Genomic DNA, 22,966 nt, shown 5'->3' with positions numbered 1-22,966 from the left:
TATTTTCTAAAGTGAGAAACTCATTGTAGACATAGAACACAGTACTGAAAATCTGTTTACGAGCTCTATGTTTTCGATAGATGTGGAAAGTCATAATCAGAAGAACAAAACGTTATAAAAAGAACAGTAGGGTCATCAGGCAGTCAAACTGCATAAACGCTGCTGTTCTCTTTTTAGACAGTAATTTGCTCGATTCAAGTCAGATTCCAGCTTAAGCGGCTGGTTCAGTACTTGTGTTATTTTTCTTAACTTTCATCGCAGCCTTATTCTGATACATGGCGTCATCCGCACGTTTAAAGACATTGGAGAAAACAAGATCAATATCACTATTGTAAATCGCGATTCCCCGGGCAATAGAAAGCTGACTGTCTGCATCACTGCTGGCATTGTAATCATCAATAGCTAGCTGGAAGTTTTCTAAAAGTTCTTTGTAATTGACATAATCTGCATTTTCCAGAATGACCACGAATTCATCACCGCCAATACGATAAACTGGACTGTGTAAGAAAGTCTTACAAATCAATTTGCACGCAGAGATAATCATCATATCGCCGAAGTCGTGTCCAAAGTGATCGTTAACATGCTTTAAATCGTTGATATCCAGAACGACCACCGCAAATTCCGGCCAGCCCTTGTGCATTTGTTCCTCTAAGCGCTTTTCCGTTTCCTGATAAGCAGCTTTATTTTTTACACCGGTTAAGGCATCGCGATAAGCCATACTGTTAATATACTCAATATATTTCTGTAAATGATTGACTGTTTTTTGAAAACTATCGGCCAATGTTCCCACTTCATCCTTTGTTTGTTTGGTTAAGGCAATGCTTAAATCGCCCTCAGCGATTTTTTGAGCAGCGGTGTTCAGTTCTTTTAACGGCTTGATCATCTTTCGGGTGATCATGATCGTGACCATAATCGCCAACGGAGTAATGATTAATAAAGCTAACAGAATCTGAAGGATTAACTGATTTTTATGACTGTCAATTTCGGAAAGCGGTGCGGTCAAAGCCAGCCGCATGCCGTTGCGCAGTGTCCGGAAAGCCATTTTCTTCTTAACGCCGTTGGCTTGATAGGAAAATAAATTACCGCCGCTGGTACCATTTCCTAATTCAGTCATTAATGGGATCAGACTGGAATCCACGCTCTCGATTGAAATCCCGAACGGGTAAGTCTTATGAAACATAATGTTTGCTTTATCATCGGTTAAAAAGGCATATCCACTTGTATAAATGCGGACTTCATCGACCAGTTCTTTGATTACATTGAAATCAATATCCATTCCAACAACCCCGACGGTTTGATTGTTTTTGTATAATGGAATAACATACGAAATCATCTGCACATTGATATTTTCGTTGGAATAAGGTGGGATCCAGGTTGCTTTTCCATTGCTTACGGGGATGTAATACCAGCCTACATGTTCTATATCCGATGGATTATACTTTGAAAAATCAGTGGGCGTCAGCTGCTGAAAAGTTCCGTTAAGCGCGGTTTTGCTCCAGAATAAACCGGAGGTCGGTGGTGTAAAATCGGGATTGAAACGCACATAAACCGCCACGGCCCCTTCCGTATTATTAGCGGCATTGACCGCAACGGACTGCAGCTGTTCGGTAAATTCCTGACGATAATCATCATCATTTTTCAGCCGATCCACGCTTTCCAAATGCTCATCAGTATAAGCGCTCAGTGTTTTGACAGATTGTTCAATACGTGAAAGAAGTGCATCAATATCACTGGTCAATTCACTGCAGCGATAATTCATCATCAAAGCGGTATCCGCATCGACAGCACGCTGAGCATTGATAATGCCTGCTCCGCCGATCACTGTGGAACAAATGAAAATACAGCTTAGGATTAGCAGAATAAACTTTGTTTGTATGGATTTCATGATTTACCTCACCCGTTCTGCGTTGACTTTGTTTTCTTCATTATAAACCCAATGAGTAAACAAATATAGAATAAACTTGAAGCGAAATCCAAGTTTCTTACAATCAAGTTCGCTGCTAAGCTTGTTCTGTCTGATTAGCAGGATATAATTATTGTTTATACTAGCTTGTGTTTGACAATTTACACAAGTCCTTTTGAGAACTCTAATACAATTATTTTCAAATCATCTATGTTTCCAATTCTTTGAAATTCAATTTTAAAGGCTTTAATTATTTATGAATATCTAGTATCCTGTAATCAGGAATCATAGGCAGAATCTTAAGGATGACTGTATTGATCAGCCGGAATAATAAAAGAAGAGGGAGAAATGAAAATGAAGAAATATTTTGTAGTTTTACTGAATTTGATGCTGATTGTTGGATGCTCTCAAAAAAATAATAATGTGGAATCGAGAATTTCACAACAGCCGGTATTCACAGCCGAGCCAACTGCAGAATCAACAAAGACACCAGAAGCCGCGCCGTCAGCACCAGCCAGATCAGGATATAAGACTGAATCACTTTTCAATGGAAGTTTTAAATATTCAATAAAAGATCCATTACCGGAATGCATAGTTGTTGAAAATGAGGAAACAGAGTATGGAATTGCAATTAATCTTAGTTATGAAAGAAGCGATAGCAGTCTTGAGTTGATTACGACATATTATATTCAGGATAACCTTAACGGATACTCCAGTGAAGGCTTGCCAATGGAACGCTCGGAAAGTGAAGCTATAATAAAAAAAGACGGTTATTATGTTTTCGTATATCCGGGAAATCCTTATGATGAAGGGATTGATTTCTCTCAATATAAAGATGTTATCGTTTTTGAATAAAAGAAACCATATTTTAAAAACTGAATTATGGATAAGCTCCCTTAAGAACTTTGTAGTCAGGTCTTTATTTTAGAACAGGAATACAAAGGAGGATCAGAATGAAATTATTTGTATTGAAGGGATTATTCTTGTTGCTCTCCCTAACTCTATTCAGCGGCTGCCATGTACTGGATTCGCAGCCTGAATACTCAGCCGTTCATGGGCAGACAGAGACAAAGCAGGAACTGGTTTCAGTTTATGATCAATTAAAAACAATAAATCTGAAAGATGAGAAGCGTTTTGCCAAAGCCTATGAGAACGGACAATATGGTGTGATTGACAGAACGGGAAAACTTGTTGTTCCCGCAGAATATGATCAGGTGCTTATTCTTAATGACGGCCGGGTATTAGGAATAAAGGATGAACAATATACTTTGTACAATACAGAGTGGATACCGATGAATTTGACTGAAGTGAATCATCAAGTGCAGAAATGGGATTCTGTTCACTTTGATCTGACTTTGAATTTATTTGAAGTTGAGAAAGAAGGAAAATTTACACTGATGGATTTGAATGGAGTTTTGCTTACGGAGCGATTCTATGATGTTATTCAGTCCGTTTCCTGTTTAACTCCTTCTGAGGGTCAGATTTCGCCTGTCTTTCTAGCCGCAAACCGGAAGAATCAGGAATACAATGTTGATGTTTATAACTTATCAGGACAATTAATTACACCTGAAAGCTATAGACAAGCTGCTGAAGACGGATATTTTGATGTAGTTTACAGTCAGATTAAATCAGGAGAATACATGGTCTCTATTAAAAATGATAATGTGTATGATGGCTATGATTTAGAGGGCAAACGGTTATTTAATGATGCCTCTGATGTGTCATTCGAATACTCCATCCATACTGTGATTGCTGAAAAAAACGGTAAATATGCAATTTTAGATAAGCTAACAGAAGCTGCGGATTTTGAGTATGATAACATTCAATTTTATGATGAGAAGTCAGTGATTGTAACGCAAAATGGAAAGTCTGGGATTTTAGATGCGGATGGAAACTTTATTCTGCCTCTAAAATACGATGAAGTTCTCTATTTATATGGTTTGCCTGAATTAACAGAATTTAATGTCAAAATGGACGGTCAACGTCAGGTAATTGATTCAAATGGGAAAGTTCTTTTTGAACACAACTGCGATGAATTGTTTAAAGAGGGCGACTACTATGAAATGCGGAGAATCGGGGGAACAATGGACAATCAAGGGAATGTCATTTCACCGAACATTATTTTATATAGATATAATGGATTTGATCGCTATACAGGAATATGTTCTGGTGCTCCTTGTCTTTTAGATGAAAAAATGGAAATCATCAAACGATTTCCGTCTTTGGATTGGATTTCAACATCTTGTTATGGAACTCAATGCAGCAAGAATTATTTTCCATTTTTAAAAGAAAGTATCCATTATGGAATCATGGACAGTCAAGGTGAAATTCTAGCTGAAAATATTGAGATTGAACAATGGGGATGGATCACGATTATAAAAACTGAGGATAAAGTGATTTGTGCTACGGACGCTAAAACAATCGAACTGCCGTCTGAGAAGGCATCAGATGTGTATCCGGCAAAAATTCAAGGACAGTTTGGCATTTTTATCGGAGAAGCAAATAAACTGGTTTTTTACAATGATGAGTTTGAGCTGCAGTTTGAAGCGGCAGCGGATCGAATCGTCGGTGAACATGATGCTTTTGAGGCTGAGGATGGAACTATTTTTAGAATGTTTGTCGTGGAAAGAGACGACAAAAAAGGAATTATGTTGGAAACGGGAGAGATGATTCTGGAACCCATTTATGAGGATATCCTGTATTTTAACCATACCGAATACGGTTTGGCGAAAATGCAGGGAAAAGGTGCAGTTTTCAATTTCCGAGGAGATTGGATCAGCGATTTTGTTTATTCTTGGGATGAGAATTTTGAAATACAGGAGAATCGAATTCTGGGGAACTGGTATTCATGCAGCGTTGATGGAGATCCGCTTGTTTATCAAAGAAATCAAGCGATCTCCGGATGCAAATGGGATTTTTAAATATTGAAGTGCAGGTCTGATCAAGATGAAGATTCAGACCTGTTGATGATGGAAAAGAATTTTCAAGCTTTGATATCCAATCCTGGATATTTCAGAACCTCATATAAACTATGAATGACAGAGATATCTTTGCGTACACAATGACCCTTGCGATCCAAAAGCAAGGCAGGGATTCCTGCTTTTTGTGCGCCAAAATAATCATTCTCTAACGAATCTCCGATCATCAACGTTTCGTTTGGGGAAAGATTGAGATGATCCAGCACATATAGAAAATAAGAAAGAGATGGCTTAGCCAGGCCGATTTCCGAGGAAATAAAGAACTTTAAATCCTGACCCAGGAAATTCAAACATTTTAATTTAGTTCTTTGACCATCGCTGGGGCCATTCGTAAGAATGGCGATTTCCTTGTTGTTTTTGAGAAGGGTCGTCAGAACAGGTTCAACGTCTTTAAAAAGCTGAACATTTTCGTTCGCATAACCCATATACAAGGTGTTGATATGCTGAATATCCTCAGCATTCAAGCCTTCAAAGCGAAATCGGGCGCTGCGATAGTCAGATAAACTGATTTTATCAGCAGTATATTGCTGAAACAACTTTTCATTTCTTTGATGAAATACTTCCCAGAATGCATCGGGATCTATCTTTTTCTCATTCAGAAAGACGCTGATGATTTTCTTAGCTTCTTCCTGCGCCTCTTTGTAATCGCCCAGCGTATCATCAAAATCAAACAGTACTGATCGAATCATAAAACAAACCACCTCTTGTCCTTGTTTCTTTGCTTACATTAAGTATAACAGAAACGGTTTGCGGAGATGAAAAAGAAAAGGCCTCAGATTCTTATTCCTATTTTTAAGTTGAGCTGAAACTGAGAATTGACGTGAATCCGAATTCATAGTATATTCTAAATAGAACATATCTATATAGATATAAAGGAGAGGAAGTAGGCTATGGAGAAGGACTGGGAATTTCATACTTCAGACAAACCGACCAAACTGTTAATTTCAGATTTAGACGGAACCTTGTATCCGCGCAAAGAATCCGCCAATCCGCACCAGCGGGAAGATAATTTTAAGGCGGTGAAGCGTTGGGTTGAGCAGGGAAATAAATTTGCGGTTGCTACAGCCCGGGGACTGCATCATTATCCTGTGATCGCAGAAGCCCTTGGCTTTGATATCAATTTCATTGGCGGCAATGGCGCAGCGGTACGTTTGGAAACCGGGGAGACGATCATCAAGCAGCTGCCGTGCAGCGTTTATATCGACCTCTGCCGCAAGGTAATTGAACAGGATCTGAATATCAGTGTGACCACGGGGTTCAATAACCAATGGATTTGGTCAAGAACGGATCGTTATCCACGCGGTGTTCCAGCATATGATTCCGTGTGGGATTCTGTGATTCAGGCAGATTTGGAAACGATTGATCCGACTGCTGGGGTGGAGCGGATTCAGATCTTTGTCCCACCTCCGCAAAGGGATGAATTGAGAGCCTTTATTCAAAAACAGAACTATCCGGGTCTCATCACGACCAGCGATCAGGATATGATTGATATTGGGCCACTGAACAGCTCAAAAGGAATTTCCATTCTTGAATTGTGCGAACGCTTCAAGCTTGACCGTGACCATCTGATTGTTGTCGGCGATTCCGAAAATGACATTCCGATGTTTGAAATTACAAGACACAGCTATTGCATCGACCTGGCAGAAGCGCATGTAGCCGCAAGAGCCGCGCATACCGTTGCCTCCGTGGCAGAGATGATCCATCTGCTGTTGGATGAATGAAACTAGGCCAACAATAAAAAAAATGAGAGCTTTTGCACCCTCATTCGAAGCTTCATTGATACTCATACAGGATACCCTGCCGGCCTCTGTTCTGCGATCCGATCCAGGGCATACTCGACTTTAGCGGAGGTCAGAGGCTTTTGGCAGAAATAAGGCAGACATAGCCGATAAGCCTGAAGGCTGAAATCCAAATCAGAAAACCAAAGAATCTTATGCATTAAAGCCAGCGCGTTGGTAACGAGATCCAGTCCGGCTACACCGTTGTTAGCGATAATTAATAAATCCGGTTTGCGGCATTTGATTTTTTCTGCCAAATCTGACCAGTTTTCGCAAAATTCGATCAGCGCGGGCTGGGCCCGCTTTTCGCACCATTGCTGGACATCTTTAATCAGCTGCTTTCGTTCCTGCTGCTCATCATCACAGATCATTATTCTGATCATCAAGATTCCCCTCTCCCTTTGCTTTGTCATCTCTAACATAATCGAAATGGAAACGATGGACAAGCGGTTGGCGGCATCCGGCAGTTTTTGGCGGCAAATCGTATTGTATCCCCTTCCTTTTAAAGTTAAAATGATATTAAGTCTTAGCGGATGGGCAGTCAGGGGGGATCGAGATGAAGTGCGCAATTCTTGATGATCAGCAGGAATGCCGGTCTGAAATCTGCGAATCACTGCGGCGGTATGCGAAGCACCGCATGCCGGCAGAAACGCTGCGGCTGGATGAATACGCCAGCGGCGAAACGTTTTTAAAGACTTTCAGGAAAGAGAGCTATGATCTTCTGTTTCTCGATCAATATATGAACGGACTTTCCGGTCTGGCAACCGCTCAGGAAATCCGCCGCCAAGATCCGTTGGTTCCGCTTGTATTTGTCACAACCAGCCGTGATCATGCGGTGGACAGCTATGGTGTACGGGCTTGTGGATATCTCGTTAAACCGTATACGCAGGAGGCTTTTGACCGGATGCTGGATAATGTCGGAATGGAAAAGATCCGCAGGGCGCAGTGCCTTTGCCTTGAACAGGATAAACTGCTGCTGCGGGAAATTCTGTGGTGCGATGTCAGCGGACATTATTGCCAAATCCATACCGATGACGGGAGATTGTTCCGTTATCGCATGCCCTTTGCTCAGCTGCTGGATCAGCTGTCAGCGTATCCGCAGTTTCTGATGTGTTATAAGGGCTGTCTTGTCAATATGCAGCGGGTCGACGTGATGGATGTGCTGGACTTTGTGATGGACACGGGGGATCGGATACCGTTTTCCAAACGGGAGCGCAGGAAAATCGAAGCGCAGTATCATGCCTATTTATTTGACCAGGCCCGGCGGGAGGTTCTGTTATGAAAGGTATCGATCTGATAATGGTACTGCTTTTCCCGGTTTTGGATTTTCTGCCGTTCAGCCTGCCGCGATACTGGCTGTTTAAGGATAAGCTGCGGATTCCCTTTCCTCAGGTTGTACTGCTTCAATTGCTTTTGATATCTCTCAATTGTGCGGTCTTTTATGCAATCAATCAGGCCGGCCTTGAAACGGCGGCGCAATGGACAACCCTTGTTCGTTACGGCTTCATGCTGGTATTCTTGGCGCTGAGCTTCCTGTTAATTCGGGAATCGTTTCCCAAACAGATGTTTACCTATCTTTTGTTTCTGGCCTGGATGTTTTTTGTCCTGGGCAATGCCAACTACATTGAATCGCGTTTTTTCTGGACCTTCTCTGATGAACATCCGTATCTGATCTACAATGTGGCGCGGAGTGTCCTCTATTTGATAACCTGTCCGTTCCTCATTCATTTTTTCTATCACACGGTTGGCGACGCGCTGAAAATGGAAGATCCTGAAATGTGGCGTTCCTTATGGATTATTCCTTTGTTTTCAGCCTTGTTCGGCATGCTTTACTGCACGACGCAGGATGTCTATGCTTATGCTTCATGGCAGTTTTTGGTTTCCCGCTATTTAATGCTGTTTGGTGCCTGTTATGCATCCGGCGCGGCTTTAAAAATCCTGCAGACTTCGCGGGCCCGGGCGCAGATGGAAGAAGCGCTGAAATATGCTGGGCGCAGTCTTCAAATGCAGAAAAAACAGTATGATGCACTGGCGGCGACGATGGCAGAAACCCGTAAGGCCCGCCACGATCTGCGGCAGCACTTGACTGTGATGCATTCATTCATAGAAAAGGATGATAAGCAGGGTTTACAGGAATATCTGGTTTTGGTTCAGAATGAACTGCCGCCGGAGAAGGTGGAGCTGTTTTCCTGCAACGAAGTTGTGAATGCTGTGATCGGATATTATGCTGCCCAAGCCCGCAGCCATAAAATCCGGTTTGAAGTCAAAGTGGATTATCCTCAGGCTTGTCCGATCTCCGCGACGGAAATCACGGTGCTGTTAGGAAATTTACTGGAAAATGCGGTGGAAGGGTGTTTGAGAGATCCGGCAGAGGCTCGCTGGATCCAGCTGCGGATTCAGCCGCAGGGACACCATGCGTTATTGATCTTAACCGATAATTCCTGCACCCAGTCTATTCGCTTTTCCAATTCCCTGCCGTTGTCATCCAAACGGGAAGGCATGGGGATCGGCGTGGCGTCAATTCAGGACATTGCTGCGGCTTACCGCGGTTATGCCAGTTTTGAAAAGAAAGAAGATGTTTTTTCCGCTTCTGTCTATCTGCGGCTTCCCGACTGATCCGCACCACGTCTTCGGTGAGTGAACTGTTGGTTAGTAGGTTGGGGAAACGGTATGAAACAGACGAGCTATCAGAATGTTGTGTTACGTTTGTCAAGCGGAAAACAGCTGAATTTGCCAATGGAAAACAGACTGCTATTCCCGCATGCCCAGACCAAAACGGCAGGCGGCTTAAACGAGAAAAGGAGGGGATCCGAGTGATTGAAGCAGAAGCGCTATTTCAATTAAAAAAACCGGTACCGGAGCGTTTGATCGCCTATGGATTTCAAACGAAAGAGGCTGGTTATACGCTGAAACTGCCGCTTAAGGAAGGTCAGTTTTTGCTTCAGTTGGATGTGGATGCTTCCGGTGTGCTGTCCTATGCTGTGATCGACGAGGTCACCGGGGAAGAATATACGCTGATCCATTCAGTGCATGCCCAGGGAAATTTTATCGCGGAGCTGCGCGAGGAGATCGGCAAGAAGCTGAAGGAAATCGCCTCGGCCTGTTTTATAGCCGATGAATTTCGCACAGAACAAGCGGGACGGATCATCCAAATGATCGAGCAAAACTATGGGGTGAAGCCAGAATATCTCTGGGAAGGCTCGCCCACTTCGGCAGCCCTGCGCCATCAGGAAACACAGAAATGGTTCGGTGTGCTGATGTGCATTGATTATCGAAAGCTGGATCCGCAAAAGACGGGGCAAGTTGAAATTCTAGTTTTAAAAACTCAGCCGGAACAGATTGCCGAACAAATGAGTCATCCGGGTTTCTACATGGCGTTTCACATGAACAAAAAACATTGGATCACTGTGGTTCTCGATGGAACGCTAGAGGATGAGGTCATTCAGGAAGTGATCAGTCAGAGTTTTGCTTTGACAGCGAAGACTGAAGGCAAGCGGCGTCAGCCCCAAAAATAAAGGCAGAACAAAACGACCTGCGCCGATGCAGCGGATTGAATTCTTTGACTGGATGCCTAGTTACTGAACTGAAAAAGCAAAGAATTTCAGGTGATCCGAGCTGTGTGAATGCAGAATCCAGCCAGTTTTGGCAGAAAGGATTTTATTTATGAATGCAGAAATGAATCAACATCTGGAAGCCCTGGCCGATTTACAGAGCGAGGCTTTTCTGGCAGACTTGTCCCCTTCTTTAACAGGACTGGCCAGTTACCGTGGGAAAATGATGAAGCTGGATTATACAGCCGCAATTCAGCTGTTTCAATGTCTGTTTGCTTCCGAGGCCTGTTACCAAGCGCGCTCCCAGCGTGTTGTTTCAGTAAAGGAAAGCACAGAAGAATTCGGTGTGATCGCCCTTTCTTTGCCCACGATTACCCCCTTCTGCAGTTATGTCTGCCGTCAGGAAGCCGGAAAAATCACGGCCTTCACCCTGGTGCTCAGCGATTTACAGATCAGGCTTCCGCTGTTTGCAGGTGGGCAGATCATTCCGGATTCCCCGAGTGCGAAAAAGAAGTTTTATCATCATGCGTTGATGATGGGATCGCTGAATGCCCGGATTATCGCCCGCGATTATGCTGCCGATGCGGTTGTCGTCACCAATATGGCGGAATCCGTCTGCCATGGACAGGCTGAAATCATTCAGTTTTGTACCCGTCTGATGAAGCAGGTGGGCAGCATCCTGAAGCGCTTCAAGCTGCATGGAGCGCCGGGCATCCGGTGGAAAATAGGTACAGCCGAAGCAGGCATGTTGTTGTTTGTCGGGGAAGCCTGCGGTCTGAATACGGTGATGACGGAAACCTATTGGATAAGCCAAGACAAAATTCAGTTTGAGTCCTCCATTGTGGATGGGGAAATGCTGCAGATTGTAAAAGCGGTCCTAAAGCCGCAGAAAGGAGAAGAAAACAATGATTCGAAATCCTGAACAGACAATCGGAAAAATGGTGGATAATGTCCGCTATGGAATTGGCAGTTTTATTGATGAACAGGGTTATCCGGAAACCCAGGTGATGCCGCAGCCTTTCCGACGGGAGGGCATTCGTGAATTCTGGTTTGAGATCGATCCAGCTGCCGGCTGCTTTGGTGCTGACTTTGCGGCGCGTCCGGCAAGTCTTTATTTTATGGATCAGCGGTTTTACCGTGGGGTTTGCCTGAAAGGGTTCTTTCAGAGGGAAGCGTCCTCAGACATCAATCAGTTGGAATCCTTGCAGGAAAGTCAGGAAACGGAAGACACAGTCAAGCTGATTTTAAAATTCACAGCGAAGAGCGGGCGGTATTACAGTCATTTTCAATCTTCCGATTTCACGGTTGATTAGAAACGGTAACCGGATATTTTCTCAGAATTTAAATCCAAAGACGGAACAGGAAAAGGGACGGCAGTGAAAAAGGATACAATCCGAATGCACGGCAGTCCCTTTCTTGTTATAATAAATAAGACTTGTAAATCAGAGGGGGATTCAAATAAGATGATCAAAGCAATCATGTGTGATGTGGATGGAACATTGTTGAACAGCCAGGGAGTTGTTTCGCCCTATACGATCGAACAGATAAAAAAAGTCAAGGCGCAGGGAATGTTGTTCGGTTTGGCTACCGGCCGGGATGTGCATAGTGTTAAGGAACAGCTAAGCCGATGGGGAATCGAAGGATTGGTCGACGCGATTGTTGGAACCGGCGGCGCGGAAATTGCGGATTTCCAGCTGAATGTGGAAAAAAGCAGTTATCCGCTGGAGGGAAATGTTATCCGCCAGGTCATCGAACATTATCAGGATCTGGACGTGAATTTTGCGATTCCTTGGCAAGGAGAACTGTATACGCCGAAGGATGATGAACATATCCGAAAGCTGTCTGAAGCCGATCACATTCCTTATCACGTCGTTGACTATCATGAATTTCTGAACGAACCGCGGCCGAAGGTCATGATCGTCTGTGACCCGGCGATGATGGATACCGTGATTGCCCGCAGTCATACCTTTACGGTACCGAAAACCAAGTCTGCCGGATTGATTACAGCGAGCATCTTATTTGAATATATGGATCCGCGGGTATCGAAGTCGGAAGGACTGAAGGAATTCATGACCTTGCATGGTTTTACGATGGATGAACTTTGTACCTTTGGCGATGCAGATAATGATTATGATATGACGGTGAATGCTAAGATTGGCGTGGTGATGGCCAACGGCAGTGAAAAAACCAAAAGTGCCGCAGATTATATTACGGACGATCATGATCATGACGGAATCGGTCGGTTTATTGCCGAACATTTCTTAAATCAAAGCTGAAACAAAACAGCCCGGAATGCTTCGATGCAAGTCCAGGCTGTTTTAACTGTGTGCCAGGCATGACATATATCTAACTGGTGAAAGTCCAGTCACGGGTAGTTGCCGCCAAGTGTAGTGAACCACAAGCCGTTGGTAGTGATACCATGGGTGAAGGAAGTGGTGTAGCGAATCTTTCGAGCTTACGAAAAGAAACTTGATGAGGCTAAATGGTGGATAAGGTTGCAGTACAAACCAAAGTCCAAAAGGTAAACGTAAAACCAAGACAGTAAATCAAGAGGTTGTGAAGAGAAAGATATATGTCTTACCCTGGGAGATCTTGCGAACAAGGAAGTCCAATAAACTTTAAAATCAGTGATGGTACCCATGGTCGAAAAAGGTTTATCGCAAGAAGTCAGATGAAGTCATAGTAGGTAGAAATACCGAAGGACTGAAACGTTTATAGAGTGCGAATCGCTATAAGCAATGTTTGGATAGTCCGAAAATGAGGATAGCCTAGAACTGTGAATCGTAAGCACAGATGGTGAAAGTAGTGGGGATGTTTCCAAATCGATTTACAAGTAGAAGGAGGAGCAGCAAATGAAATTAATGGAAAAGATTTTAAGTGAAGAGAATTTGCAAAAGGCAATCAAAAAGGTCAAACAAAACAAGGGAGCACCTGGAATGGATAAGATGACAGTGCAAGAAGTCGAACAAGGGTTTGGACAATATCAAGAAGAAATTGTTTCCTTGATAATGAACAAGCAATATCGACCCATGCCAGTGAAAAGAGTCTATATTCCAAAACCAAATGGAAAACAAAGACCATTAGGAATACCAACCGTTGTTGACCGAGTTATCCAACAAGCTATTCTACAAGAACTCACAAAAATCTATGAGCCTATATTCAGTGAACATAGTTTTGGATTTCGACCAAGGCGAAGTGCACATATGGCAATGGAAGAAGTGTTAAATAACTTAAATGATGAATACGAATGGATAGTTGATTTGGATATTGAAAAATTCTTTGATACCGTAAATCATGACAAATTAATTTCAATCTTAAGAGAGAATGTCAATGACGCAACAACATTACATTTGATAAGAGCCTATCTAAGAGCAGGTGTGTTAGAGGATGGACTCGTCAAAAGTACTACGGTTGGCACACCTCAAGGAGGACCAATTAGCGTTATTTTATCAAATATCTATTTAGATAAATTGGATAAAGAGCTAGAGTCTAGAAACCTTAAATTTGTAAGATACGCCGATGACTGTATGATCTTCGTCAAAAGCGAAATGAGTGCGAACCGTGTAATGAAGTCAGTGACATCATGGCTAGAGAGAAAACTATTCTTGAAAGTGAGTGCAACAAAGACAAAAGTCGTCCGCCCAACGAAAGGGCAATTCCTAGGATTTACCTTTTATAAGAATGGACAAGATTGGAAATGCGTACCTACGAAAGATAGAAAGAAACGACTGTATTCTAAGATTAAAACATTGATGAAGAGAAAACATGCCATATCAAGACCGCTGGCAGTTACATTTGCGAAAGTAAATCAAACTGTAAGAGGTTGGATAAACTATTTTAAGATAGGTAGCATTAAAATGTTTCTTGATGAATTTGGGCAATGGCTACGCCATAAGGTACGATGTATCATCATCAAGCAATGGAAGAAACCAAAGACGATATATAGAAATCTAATGAAGCTAAATATAGTGAGCAAATGTAAGTTTAGCGAAGAAGATATCTATAAGTGTGCTAACACGAGATTAGGGTGGTATAAAAGAAGTGGGATGAATATCGTAAACTTTACATTATCACCAAAAGTTTTAGGCATAAAGAAAGGGGACAGACCAGGTTTAGTCAATCCCCTAGAATACTATCTTAAGAGTTTGTGATTCGATATAAATGTAGAGCCGTATACGAGACCCGTACGTACGGTTCAATGAGAGGGGCGAAAGTTAAAACTTTCCCTCTACTCTATTATTATGAGTTGTAAGCAAGGGTATCCGGTTTCTTTAAGCCGGCAGCTGACGGGATGCTTTGGATGCCTGAAAAGTTAAGGTTAAAGCCCAGACTTCATCTTGATCCGAAAACGTACCCGGATTGAAGAACTGATCCAGTTCGACAGAATTGTGTTGTTTATCTGTTGAAATTTGCTGAAGGAGAACCGGAATTTCCTGTGTGAATTCCAATGGGATTTCTTTGTTTAAGGAAGTGTGAGAAAATGCGGCTTCTTCCGGCAGCGTAAAGTCAGGATTGTCAACTTGCAGCTGATCTTTAACGCAGATATTATCACACTGCATGATGATCGTATATCCGGAAGGCAAAGCATCGGAATAAACGGCGATCCGTCCGCGAGCTCCGGATAAAGTCTGATCTGCGGTCCATTGAACTTCCCATTGTCCCTGATTCAGCTTGTAAACCGTATAATGCAATGATTGGATCGCAGTGTCGGCCGCAAACTGAAAGATCTGCGGATCCGCAGTATAACCAAACTGTTTGGCAATCGCTGTGTCTTCCTGGTTGTAGGCCGCGGGTTTCAGACTGGATTGGGGCTGGGAATCAACATTTTGTGAACAGCCTGTTACGATTCCGAGAAAAAGCATGGCAAGGCAGAGGATTTTATTGATGTGTTTCATCTTTTGCTCCTTTCCTGATTATCAGAATGGCAAACATCTGGAAACCGAAGAATCAGTTTCCAGAGGGCTGAAGGGGCTCTGTCTGAATTAAACCATCTTCTGCTTTCTATTGCAATCCATTTACTTAAAGAACGGGGAAGACCCTGATCATCATTTCTCATTTTTCTCGTCTTTATAAGAGTAGGGATTAGGAAAGAAAGCCGAATTTTATTGCAGCGTGGTATAATAAAAGAACATCAATTGAAATAAGGAAAAGACGATGAAAAATCAAGAAAACTCCATACAATTTGAACAACTGAAAGCTCAGCTGCTGCACTGCCGTATTTGTCCAAGGCAGCAGGAAGAGGGATGGCATCCGATCTTTCAGGGTGATCTCAGATCAAAAATTTTTCAGATCAGCCAGGCGCCTTCACGACGCGTAATGGAAACTGGACTGCCGTTCAATGATGCCAGTGGCCGCAAACTGAAACAGGAATGGTATCAGATCAGCGACGCTCAGTTCTATGATCCGCAGCTGTTTTACATTGCTTCCATTGCCCGTTGTTTTCCTGGAAAAGCGAAAGGCAGCGGTGATCAGCGTCCGCCTGTAAGGTGTGCGGAGCTGTATCTGAGGCAGGAACTGGAACTTGTACAGCCGCAGTTATACATCGTAATCGGCAGTTATGCAGCACAATGGTTATTCCCAGAAATTCCGCTGGAAACATTAATTTTCAGCACCCAGAGTTTTCAGGGAAAACCTGTTTATACGCTTCCGCACCCTTCCCCCTTAAACCGCAAATGGCTGAAAGATCATCCTGTTTTTGAAACGAGACGGATGCCGGAGATTCGTGCTCATCTGCATTCGATTTTATTCGATGAATAAAAGATTTGATTCTGCATCCCTGTAACTGGAGCTAACAACATGATCAGGGAATCATAACATCGCTGATCAGCCGAACTTTGATTTCTCTGTTCTGCTTAAGAATATGAGATATATATGATATCCGATGATTTTAGGAGGTTGGATATGCAAACCTTTTTTTTAACCAGTGCTTTTCCCAACGGCTTTCCTGAAGCTTTTGTTCAGGAATTAAAAGCTGCGATTCCCCAGCTTAATAATTTTGTTTTTGTCGCGTCGGCGTTTGATGAAGCCGAAAAAACTGAGAAGTATGCTAAAGCTATATTAACCCTGTTCCATGAAGCAGACCTCGACTTTAAAACACTGACACTGCTGGATGATCGTTTATCGGAAAGTCAGATAGATCAATGCTTAAAGCAGGTGGATGTCATTTGGCTGGCTGGCGGCGACACGCTGCGTCAGCATGCTTCATTTGAACGGATAGGTCTGCGGGAAAAATTAAAAACCACGAATGCGGTCATCATTGGAATGAGCGCCGGTGCAATCAACATGGGTGATCATGTTGTTTTAGCAAAACAGGAAAGTGATCATATTCCGCAGCTGAGCGAATACCGGGGACTGGGTCTGACCAAGATTAATTTAGAGCCGCATTATGATGCATCCAATATAGAACATAAGGAAGAAATTCGCCAGGCCAGCCGCATCGCCCCGATTCTCGCTTTGTGCGATAACGCCTTCGTGAAAGTCAAGGGTCAGCAGATTCAGATCTATGGCGAATATACGGTGTTTGATCCTATGGAGAAGTAAAAGAAAATAACCTCTTTTCTATTCATTGCTTATAGGAAACGAAATATTCAAACGTAAAAAAGAATGATTATAATTATCTAAGCAGCAGGAGCCAGGAAAATTAGAATGCATCTCTTCCGGAAAAAGGGATGCATTTGCTTTTGTAATTTGCATTTTCGGAATAGGTATTACAAATTCATAACAAATAGATTATAAGCTGTAAAAAGTGATAATATGTATTTATATATCCACAAAAAGTGGTTTAGGAGGTAAGTATGGATGATTGCTGCGGAATTATATTTGATTTAGATGAAACTTTGCTGCATAAAGATAAAAGCATATCTTCAAATACAGTAGGAATTTTAAAACAAATACATTTGAATAAGAATCTCTTTTTTGCTTCAGGAAGATCGGTAATGCGCATGAAAAAATACAGCGACTTAGTCTTACCGGATGGCCTTATTTCACTAAATGGAGCGTTAAATTTCTATCAAGGAAAGCTAATTTCTTCTTATTTTATAGAACCGGATATTATTGAAAAAACGGTTAGATATTTGATTGATAAACCGAACGTAAACATCGCGCTTACTTATGCCGAAAGAATTTTAACAAACGATCCTGAAATATGCGAAATTGATCCTACTTATATTTTCAGTGATTTTAAAAATTATGATTCATCCAATGTTCTAAAGATTTCTCTGGACTTAGAAGATGAGAAATTATTGGATCAGCTTGATTTGGATGTGGATAAAGTTAAAATTATTGCTAATTCACATACGCCGGGTTATTTTGTCATCGTGAATATCCTTGCAACTAAGTATCGCGGATTAAAGGATATTTGTGATCAGTTATCCATGGAGGTGAAAAAATTTATTTACTTTGGAGATGATTATAACGACGAAGAAATCATGCAGCAAGTTGGAATTGGGATTGCTGTAGAAAATGCAACTTCAGAAATAAAGAAAATTGCTTATGATGTTTGTGCAAGTAATGATCAAGACGGACCAGCAGAATGGATTAAAAAGAATCTTCTTTAAATCAAGATAAAATAATGTTATAACAGAAAAGAATTCTAAATAAGCTTGGATTGGATGGAAAACGGATCAGTTTGATACTTATGTCTTTTTGATGAATAATAAAAAAATGGGCTCAGCCCACAGGAGGAAAAATGAATTCCAAACAAATTGAAAATTGTCAGAAATTCTACGCGATTGCCCAAACCAGCTTAGCCAGCGATACCAGTGGACACAGTCTGGATCACATACTTCGTGTTGTCAACAATGCAGTTTTGATTGCCAGTGATGAAACACCCTGCGATCTGTATTTGATCGTGGCAGCCGCGCTGCTTCATGATGTGATTGATGATAAGCTGACTGCGAATCCCAAGCAGGAACATGACCGTCTGGCAGAAGCGCTGGAAGCGATTGATCCGGCTGTCAAAGAGCCGGTTTTTGCGATTATTGATCATTTATCCTTTTCCAAGAATTTAGATCAGAGTCAGACGCTGTCCAAAGAAGGTCAGATCGTACAGGATGCTGACCGGCTGGATGCGATTGGCGCAATTGGAATTGCCCGTACCTTTTATTATGGGGGACATGTCGGCAATGCAATGTATGATCCCAAACTTCCCCCGCGCGCCCAGATGGACGCCGTGAGTTATCGTAAGGAACGCAGCACTGTGATCAACCACTTTTATGAAAAACTGCTGCTGTTGGAGGGAAAGATGAACACCGAAACTGGCAGGCGTTTAGCACGGCACCGCACGGCCTTCATGGAAGAGTATCTGCAGGAATTCTTCGCTGAATGGAATGGACAGCGATAATCATCCAAGTAACCAATGTAAAAGCACGATTCTGAGGAACCGTGTTTTTTGTTTGTGATGAGTTTTGCAAATAGGCAGCAAGATTCAGCACCCTTAATGCTTGTTCTTCCTTGCCGCTGCGGCTTTTGCCCATTGCAGGCGAACCCGGGAATCAGGAATGCGCAGTTTCTGTCGATACTTGACAACCGTCCGCCGTGAGATCGGACAGCCTTGAGCTTTTAGCCAGTCGCTGAGCTGCTGATCGCTGAAGGGATGGGCCGAATCTTCCTGATCAATCCGCTTTTTTAATTCCCGCAGCACCTGATCCTGGCTGAGATCCGCCTGTACCTGTGTTGGGAAAAAGAAGGAAAAGGGGTAAAGCTGACCCTGAAACTGTAACCCTTTGCCGGAAAGCGAACGGGAAATGGTGGAAGGATGCAGCCCCAGCTGTTCCGCAATTCTTTGTCGGGTCAACGGCACTAACGGCTGTCCGCTGAGAAAGAAGGCTTTCTGATTCAGACAAACTGCCTGAGTAATGGAAACCAGCGTCTGATTGCGTTTCTGAATCGCCAGAAGCAGATTTTTCGCTTCTGATGTTTTTTGCTTTAAATAATCCTGAACCGATGGATCATCCAGCGGCATGGGATGGAAGACTAGTTCGCTGAAGCTGTGGGTCAGCGTGATCTTAAACTGCTCTTCTTCGATTTCCACCTGGACTTCGCAGACTAACGGTGCGGCCGGTGTTCCCTGACTGCGGCCCGGCTTGGGATCGCAGCTGCGCAGCAAAGCCAGTGCTTCATGAAGCGCGGCTTCACTACAGTGAAGTGTTCGGCATAAGGCGCTCATGCTTCCGCGGGCTAAGGCTTCCAGATGATCGGTCAAACGCTGTGCCAGTTCATTTTCCGGATGATTTTCCATAAGCTGATAAAGCAGACACTCCCGCAGATCATGAGCAAAGAGCCCGGCCGGTTTCAGATTTTTTAACTGTGTCAGGATCCGATTCAGCCGACCTTCGCCGATTTTCAATATTCGGCATAACTCGGCAGGATCTTCCCGCAGATAACCATCGTCATCCAACAAGCTGATCAACACGTCCGCAATCTGCTGATCCTGCGGATCCAGGATCATCGCCGCTTGATGCTGCAGCTGCTGCTTCAAAGAGATATCATCAGCGACAAATTGTTCCGCTTTGGTGTAAAGATCTTCACTTTTTGCCAAGCGCTGATCGTTCCATTCCAGCAGCGGATTGCTCAGCATCTGTTCATTCAGGTAGGCAGACAGCGCATCCGAGCTCATATGCAGGATATTCAACGATTGAAACATCGCCGGTTTCAGTTTGGTTTTCGTCTGAACCTTCGGCTTCAATGAGAACGTATTGTTCATGCGGTCGGCCTCCTTTTGTTTTATTGTAGCACAACCCGGCACCGATGACAGCGCTCACAAAATTAATTCACGTTTGATTGACAAAGTCGAATTCCGAACCTATTCTTAAATTGTAATCTTTTTGCACACGAATTAAAAAGAAAAAATCAAAGGAGGGGGAAATGATGGAAAGTCCGGCAAAGAAAAAAATTCTGGATGCATTGGGGGAGACTACCCGCCATTTTGCCTGGAATGATCTGTCTGATTTGAGTGCTCAGAGCCTAGCGGAACACTTCGGACTCAGCCGCAATCTTATTTCACAATATCTCAATGAAGCACACAACGAGGGATTGGTAATTAAGATCAATACACGTCCTGTTTATTTTTTGAGCAAAGCTGAACTGTGTGAGCGGATGAAGGCGGAAGATCTGAAATCGGTTTATGATTCGGTCGAGGAATTAATGAAAGACGGTGCGGCCCGGAAAGAGAAAATTGTTTCTTTCCGCAAGCTGGTCGGACATCAGGAAAGTCTGAAACAATGCGTAGAACAATGCAAAGCTGCGATCACCTATCCCGGCATCGGTCTGCCGATACTTTTGCAGGGACAGACGGGAACCGGCAAAAGCTACATCGCCCAGCTGACTTATGAGTACAGTGTGGAAAAAGGAATCATTGGCAAAAAGGGCAATTTCGTGACGGTCAACTGCGCTGAATATGCCAACAATCCTGAACTGTTTCTGACCAATTTGTTCGGCTATAAAAAAGGCTCCTACACTGGAGCTGAGAAAGACAAGGCCGGCTTGCTGGCACTGGCGGACGGCGGAGTCCTGTTTCTCGATGAAATCCATGCGCTCAAGCCGGAATGTCAGGAAAAAATCTTTCTGTTTATGGACAAAGGCATCTATCACATGGTGGGCGATAACGAAACCTGGCATTCCGCGCAGGTGCGGCTGATTTTCGCCACGACGGAAGATCCGCAGAAGGTTCTGTTGAAAACCTTGTTAAGACGCATTCCGATTGTGGTTCAGGTACCGTCGCTGATCGACCGTTCTCTGCAGGAAAAACGCGAGCTTGTGCATGAAATTGTAACGACGGAAAGCGCCAAGATCACCCGGCAGGTGGTGTTCAGCGAACTGGCCTATCAAACCCTGGTCAATCATGCCTATCCCGGCAATGTTGGAGAACTGGTCAACACCATCCGCGCCAGTGTAGCCAAAGCCTATTTGCGCGATCCGGCTGCCGATCCGGTTGAACTGCATCTGTATGATCTGCCCAGCTTTCTGCTGCAAAGTGGAACCGCAAACGGTGAATTGATGGAATATGACGACGGCAAGATCATCGACACCCGGCAGATGATGAAGCAGAAATATTTTGATACGATGCTGTACACGTTCAACAAAGGACTGATTGATCAGTATTTAACTCCTCTGCCGATGCCGGAATTTATCGAAAAAGCCTATATTCTGTTAGAAGGCTATACGGATTATCTGTTTTTCAACAATCCCGCGGGGAAAACACCGAAGGATGATCTGACGGCCAGTCTGGTTGAGAATATCTATCGGATTACAGCGCAGAAATACAATCTGGAAAAACTGAGCAATTCCGAGGTAGTGACGATGACGCGCTTCATTCTGGATTTTGCCAGTCACAATGCCTCCTGCCTGCCGCTGGATAAGAAATACCATAAGGAAATTCAGGACTGCATTGAATCCATTCAGCATCTGTTTCCGATCAATGCCACGGCGATCCGCAATGTCGCCCGGCTGATTCAGGACAGCCTGAACATCAAACTGGAAGGGATCGGCTATCTCGATCTGCTGATCTACATGATGTATTTCAACCGCGAGATGGAAACCTCGCAGATCCCAGTGCTGATCATCGCGCATGGCTTCAATATTGCCAGCAGTATTGCCGAGGTGGCCAATCAGCTGCTGCGGCGCAAGATCTTTGACGCAATCGACATGCCGATTGAATGCGGTGTGGATGTCATCATCCGCAAGGTCTCCAATTATTTGAAGCATCTGGAAGGGTGCAAGGAAGTGCTTCTGATGGTGGATATGGGATCGCTGGAGGAAATCTACAAGTACACAGAAAATCTTAAAAACATCGACATCGGGATCATCAATAACGTCACGACTAAGCTGGCTCTGGATATCGGCTGCATGATCATGGAAGGCGAAGGAATTGAAACGATCCTGGAGGAAGCCGCCAACCGCAATCAGCATCGGTATCTGATCGTGCGCAACCGTCAGCGCCCCAATGCGATTCTCTCAATTTGTCAAAGCGGCTTCGGCACGGCGGAGAAAATCAAAAAGCTGCTGGAGAAAAGTTTGCCGCCAAATCAGAATATTCCAGTGCTTTCCTATGAATATGACAGCATAGAAACGATGGGTTCCCAGGCTCCGGTCTTTGATAAATACAATATTCTGTTTGTCGTCGGCACGATGGATCCGAAGATCAAAGGTGTGGAATTTATCTCGCTGGAGGAGCTAATCGAACAGAAAAACATTGAAAAGATCTCGGAGCTGCTCAACGGCCTGCTGAATGAGGAAGAAATCCAACAATTCAATGACAATCTGCTGCGCAACTTTCCGATGGAAAATCTGCTGAACTATCTGACGATTCTCAATCCGGAAATCATCCTGGGCAATGTTGAAACAATCATCCGCTCGATTGAAGCGCAGCTGGGTCTGCGGATTACAAGCAATGTCAAGGTCGGATTGTATCTGCATATCAGCTGTCTGATCGAACGGCTGATTATTAACAAGACAGTGGCGCCCTACGACAAGCTGGAACAGCTGCAGCGGGATCACCAGGATTTCATCGCGGTGATCCGCAAAAGTTTTGCCGAGGTGGAACGGATTTATAATGTGTCGATTCCTTTATCGGAAATTGGCTATTTATATGAATACATCACCCTCGGCAGTGTCGAAAAAGAAGAAAATAGTGTCGAAGATGAAACAGGATACTTTGAATAGAAAGGTCTGTCAGGTCAGAACTGAGGCTGAAATTTCAGAAAAATTTCTTGAATTTCAGCTTTTTTTCTATACTTAAGAGCCATTTGTTAAAAAAAT

20 protein-coding genes are annotated in these 22,966 nt (G+C 43.5%); 15 read left to right on the top strand and 5 right to left on the bottom strand.

The genetic code is table 11. From position 1 onward, the window contains the following. Positions 1-211: 211 nt before the first annotated feature. Positions 212-1,885 carry a diguanylate cyclase gene (locus MCG46_RS17150; RefSeq protein WP_240281073.1) on the bottom strand — a complete coding sequence of 558 codons (1,674 nt, stop codon included), beginning with the start codon at positions 1,883-1,885 and terminating at the stop codon, positions 212-214. A gap of 366 nt (positions 1,886-2,251) precedes the next feature. On the opposite strand from MCG46_RS17150, the gene MCG46_RS17145 reads away from it, so the two are divergent. Next, the gene (locus MCG46_RS17145; RefSeq protein WP_240281072.1) at positions 2,252-2,758 is read left to right on the top strand and encodes a hypothetical protein; all 507 of its coding nucleotides are present in this window, start codon (positions 2,252-2,254) and stop codon (positions 2,756-2,758) included. Positions 2,759-2,856: 98 nt separating this feature from the next. Beyond that, positions 2,857-4,824, top strand: a complete 1,968-nt coding sequence (locus MCG46_RS17140; RefSeq protein WP_240281071.1) for a WG repeat-containing protein — start codon at positions 2,857-2,859, stop codon at positions 4,822-4,824. Positions 4,825-4,886: 62 nt separating this feature from the next. Here the strand turns inward: MCG46_RS17140 and MCG46_RS17135 are convergent, their stop codons facing one another. Continuing rightward, entirely contained in the window at positions 4,887-5,570 is a 684-nt protein-coding gene (locus tag MCG46_RS17135; protein ID WP_240281070.1) for an HAD family hydrolase, read from the bottom strand. Positions 5,571-5,771: 201 nt separating this feature from the next. On the opposite strand from MCG46_RS17135, the gene MCG46_RS17130 reads away from it, so the two are divergent. Then, positions 5,772-6,602, top strand: a complete 831-nt coding sequence (locus MCG46_RS17130; protein WP_240281069.1) for an HAD-IIB family hydrolase — start codon at positions 5,772-5,774, stop codon at positions 6,600-6,602. Positions 6,603-6,664: 62 nt separating this feature from the next. Here the strand turns inward: MCG46_RS17130 and MCG46_RS17125 are convergent, their stop codons facing one another. Then, entirely contained in the window at positions 6,665-7,042 is a 378-nt protein-coding gene (locus MCG46_RS17125; RefSeq protein WP_240281068.1) for a hypothetical protein, read from the bottom strand. A 173-nt stretch (positions 7,043-7,215) separates the two neighbouring features. Between MCG46_RS17125 and MCG46_RS17120 the strand changes: the two genes are divergently transcribed. The 7 genes from MCG46_RS17120 to ltrA all read left to right on the top strand — a co-directional run bounded on the left by MCG46_RS17120 (position 7,216) and on the right by ltrA (position 14,361). Continuing rightward, a complete protein-coding gene (locus tag MCG46_RS17120; RefSeq protein ID WP_240281067.1) occupies positions 7,216-7,941 on the top strand; it encodes a LytR/AlgR family response regulator transcription factor in 726 nt (241 codons plus the stop codon). After that, the gene (locus MCG46_RS17115; RefSeq protein ID WP_240281066.1) at positions 7,938-9,275 is read left to right on the top strand and encodes a sensor histidine kinase; all 1,338 of its coding nucleotides are present in this window, start codon (positions 7,938-7,940) and stop codon (positions 9,273-9,275) included. The genes MCG46_RS17120 and MCG46_RS17115 overlap by 4 nt, the downstream gene beginning before the upstream one ends. A gap of 197 nt (positions 9,276-9,472) precedes the next feature. Further along, a complete protein-coding gene (locus tag MCG46_RS19585) occupies positions 9,473-10,174 on the top strand; it encodes an MmcQ/YjbR family DNA-binding protein (protein WP_240281065.1) in 702 nt (233 codons plus the stop codon). A 148-nt stretch (positions 10,175-10,322) separates the two neighbouring features. Further along, positions 10,323-11,132, top strand: coding sequence for a hypothetical protein (locus tag MCG46_RS17105; RefSeq protein WP_240281064.1), 810 nt, complete (start codon positions 10,323-10,325; stop codon positions 11,130-11,132). Next, the gene (locus MCG46_RS17100; protein WP_240281063.1) at positions 11,116-11,523 is read left to right on the top strand and encodes a hypothetical protein; all 408 of its coding nucleotides are present in this window, start codon (positions 11,116-11,118) and stop codon (positions 11,521-11,523) included. Before MCG46_RS17105 ends, MCG46_RS17100 begins: the two co-directional genes overlap by 17 nt. Before the next feature lie 150 nt (positions 11,524-11,673). Further along, positions 11,674-12,486 carry an HAD family hydrolase gene (locus tag MCG46_RS17095; protein ID WP_240281062.1) on the top strand — a complete coding sequence of 271 codons (813 nt, stop codon included), beginning with the start codon at positions 11,674-11,676 and terminating at the stop codon, positions 12,484-12,486. Positions 12,487-13,062: 576 nt separating this feature from the next. Then, a complete protein-coding gene (gene ltrA / locus MCG46_RS17090; protein WP_240276617.1) occupies positions 13,063-14,361 on the top strand; it encodes a group II intron reverse transcriptase/maturase in 1,299 nt (432 codons plus the stop codon). A 120-nt stretch (positions 14,362-14,481) separates the two neighbouring features. Here ltrA and MCG46_RS17085 read toward each other — a convergent pair whose 3' ends face one another. Then, positions 14,482-15,105: a hypothetical protein gene (locus MCG46_RS17085; protein ID WP_240281061.1), complete on the bottom strand. Its 624-nt coding sequence runs from the start codon at positions 15,103-15,105 to the stop codon at positions 14,482-14,484. Between the two features lie 259 nt (positions 15,106-15,364). On the opposite strand from MCG46_RS17085, the gene MCG46_RS17080 reads away from it, so the two are divergent. The 4 genes from MCG46_RS17080 to MCG46_RS17065 all read left to right on the top strand — a co-directional run bounded on the left by MCG46_RS17080 (position 15,365) and on the right by MCG46_RS17065 (position 18,551). Beyond that, positions 15,365-15,967, top strand: a complete 603-nt coding sequence (locus tag MCG46_RS17080) for a uracil-DNA glycosylase family protein (protein WP_240281060.1) — start codon at positions 15,365-15,367, stop codon at positions 15,965-15,967. A gap of 144 nt (positions 15,968-16,111) precedes the next feature. Then, positions 16,112-16,750: a Type 1 glutamine amidotransferase-like domain-containing protein gene (locus tag MCG46_RS17075; protein WP_240281059.1), complete on the top strand. Its 639-nt coding sequence runs from the start codon at positions 16,112-16,114 to the stop codon at positions 16,748-16,750. A gap of 254 nt (positions 16,751-17,004) precedes the next feature. Continuing rightward, entirely contained in the window at positions 17,005-17,766 is a 762-nt protein-coding gene (locus tag MCG46_RS17070) for an HAD-IIB family hydrolase (protein ID WP_240281058.1), read from the top strand. Between the two features lie 131 nt (positions 17,767-17,897). Further along, positions 17,898-18,551 (top strand): HD domain-containing protein, encoded by a 654-nt coding sequence (locus MCG46_RS17065; protein WP_240281057.1) that lies wholly within the window; start codon positions 17,898-17,900, stop codon positions 18,549-18,551. A 93-nt stretch (positions 18,552-18,644) separates the two neighbouring features. Here the strand turns inward: MCG46_RS17065 and rpoN are convergent, their stop codons facing one another. Continuing rightward, a complete protein-coding gene (gene rpoN / locus MCG46_RS17060) occupies positions 18,645-19,913 on the bottom strand; it encodes an RNA polymerase factor sigma-54 (protein WP_240281056.1) in 1,269 nt (422 codons plus the stop codon). 161 nt (positions 19,914-20,074) lie between these two features. Between rpoN and MCG46_RS17055 the strand changes: the two genes are divergently transcribed. Beyond that, the gene (locus tag MCG46_RS17055; RefSeq protein ID WP_240281055.1) at positions 20,075-22,870 is read left to right on the top strand and encodes a sigma 54-interacting transcriptional regulator; all 2,796 of its coding nucleotides are present in this window, start codon (positions 20,075-20,077) and stop codon (positions 22,868-22,870) included. The last annotated feature ends 96 nt before the right edge of the window (positions 22,871-22,966 follow it).

Origin of the sequence: Holdemania massiliensis, from assembly GCF_022440805.1 — a bacterium.
Taxonomy (GTDB): domain Bacteria; phylum Bacillota_I; class Bacilli_A; order Erysipelotrichales; family Erysipelotrichaceae; genus Holdemania; species Holdemania massiliensis_A.
This window is presented reverse-complemented; position numbering and strand designations above follow the sequence as displayed.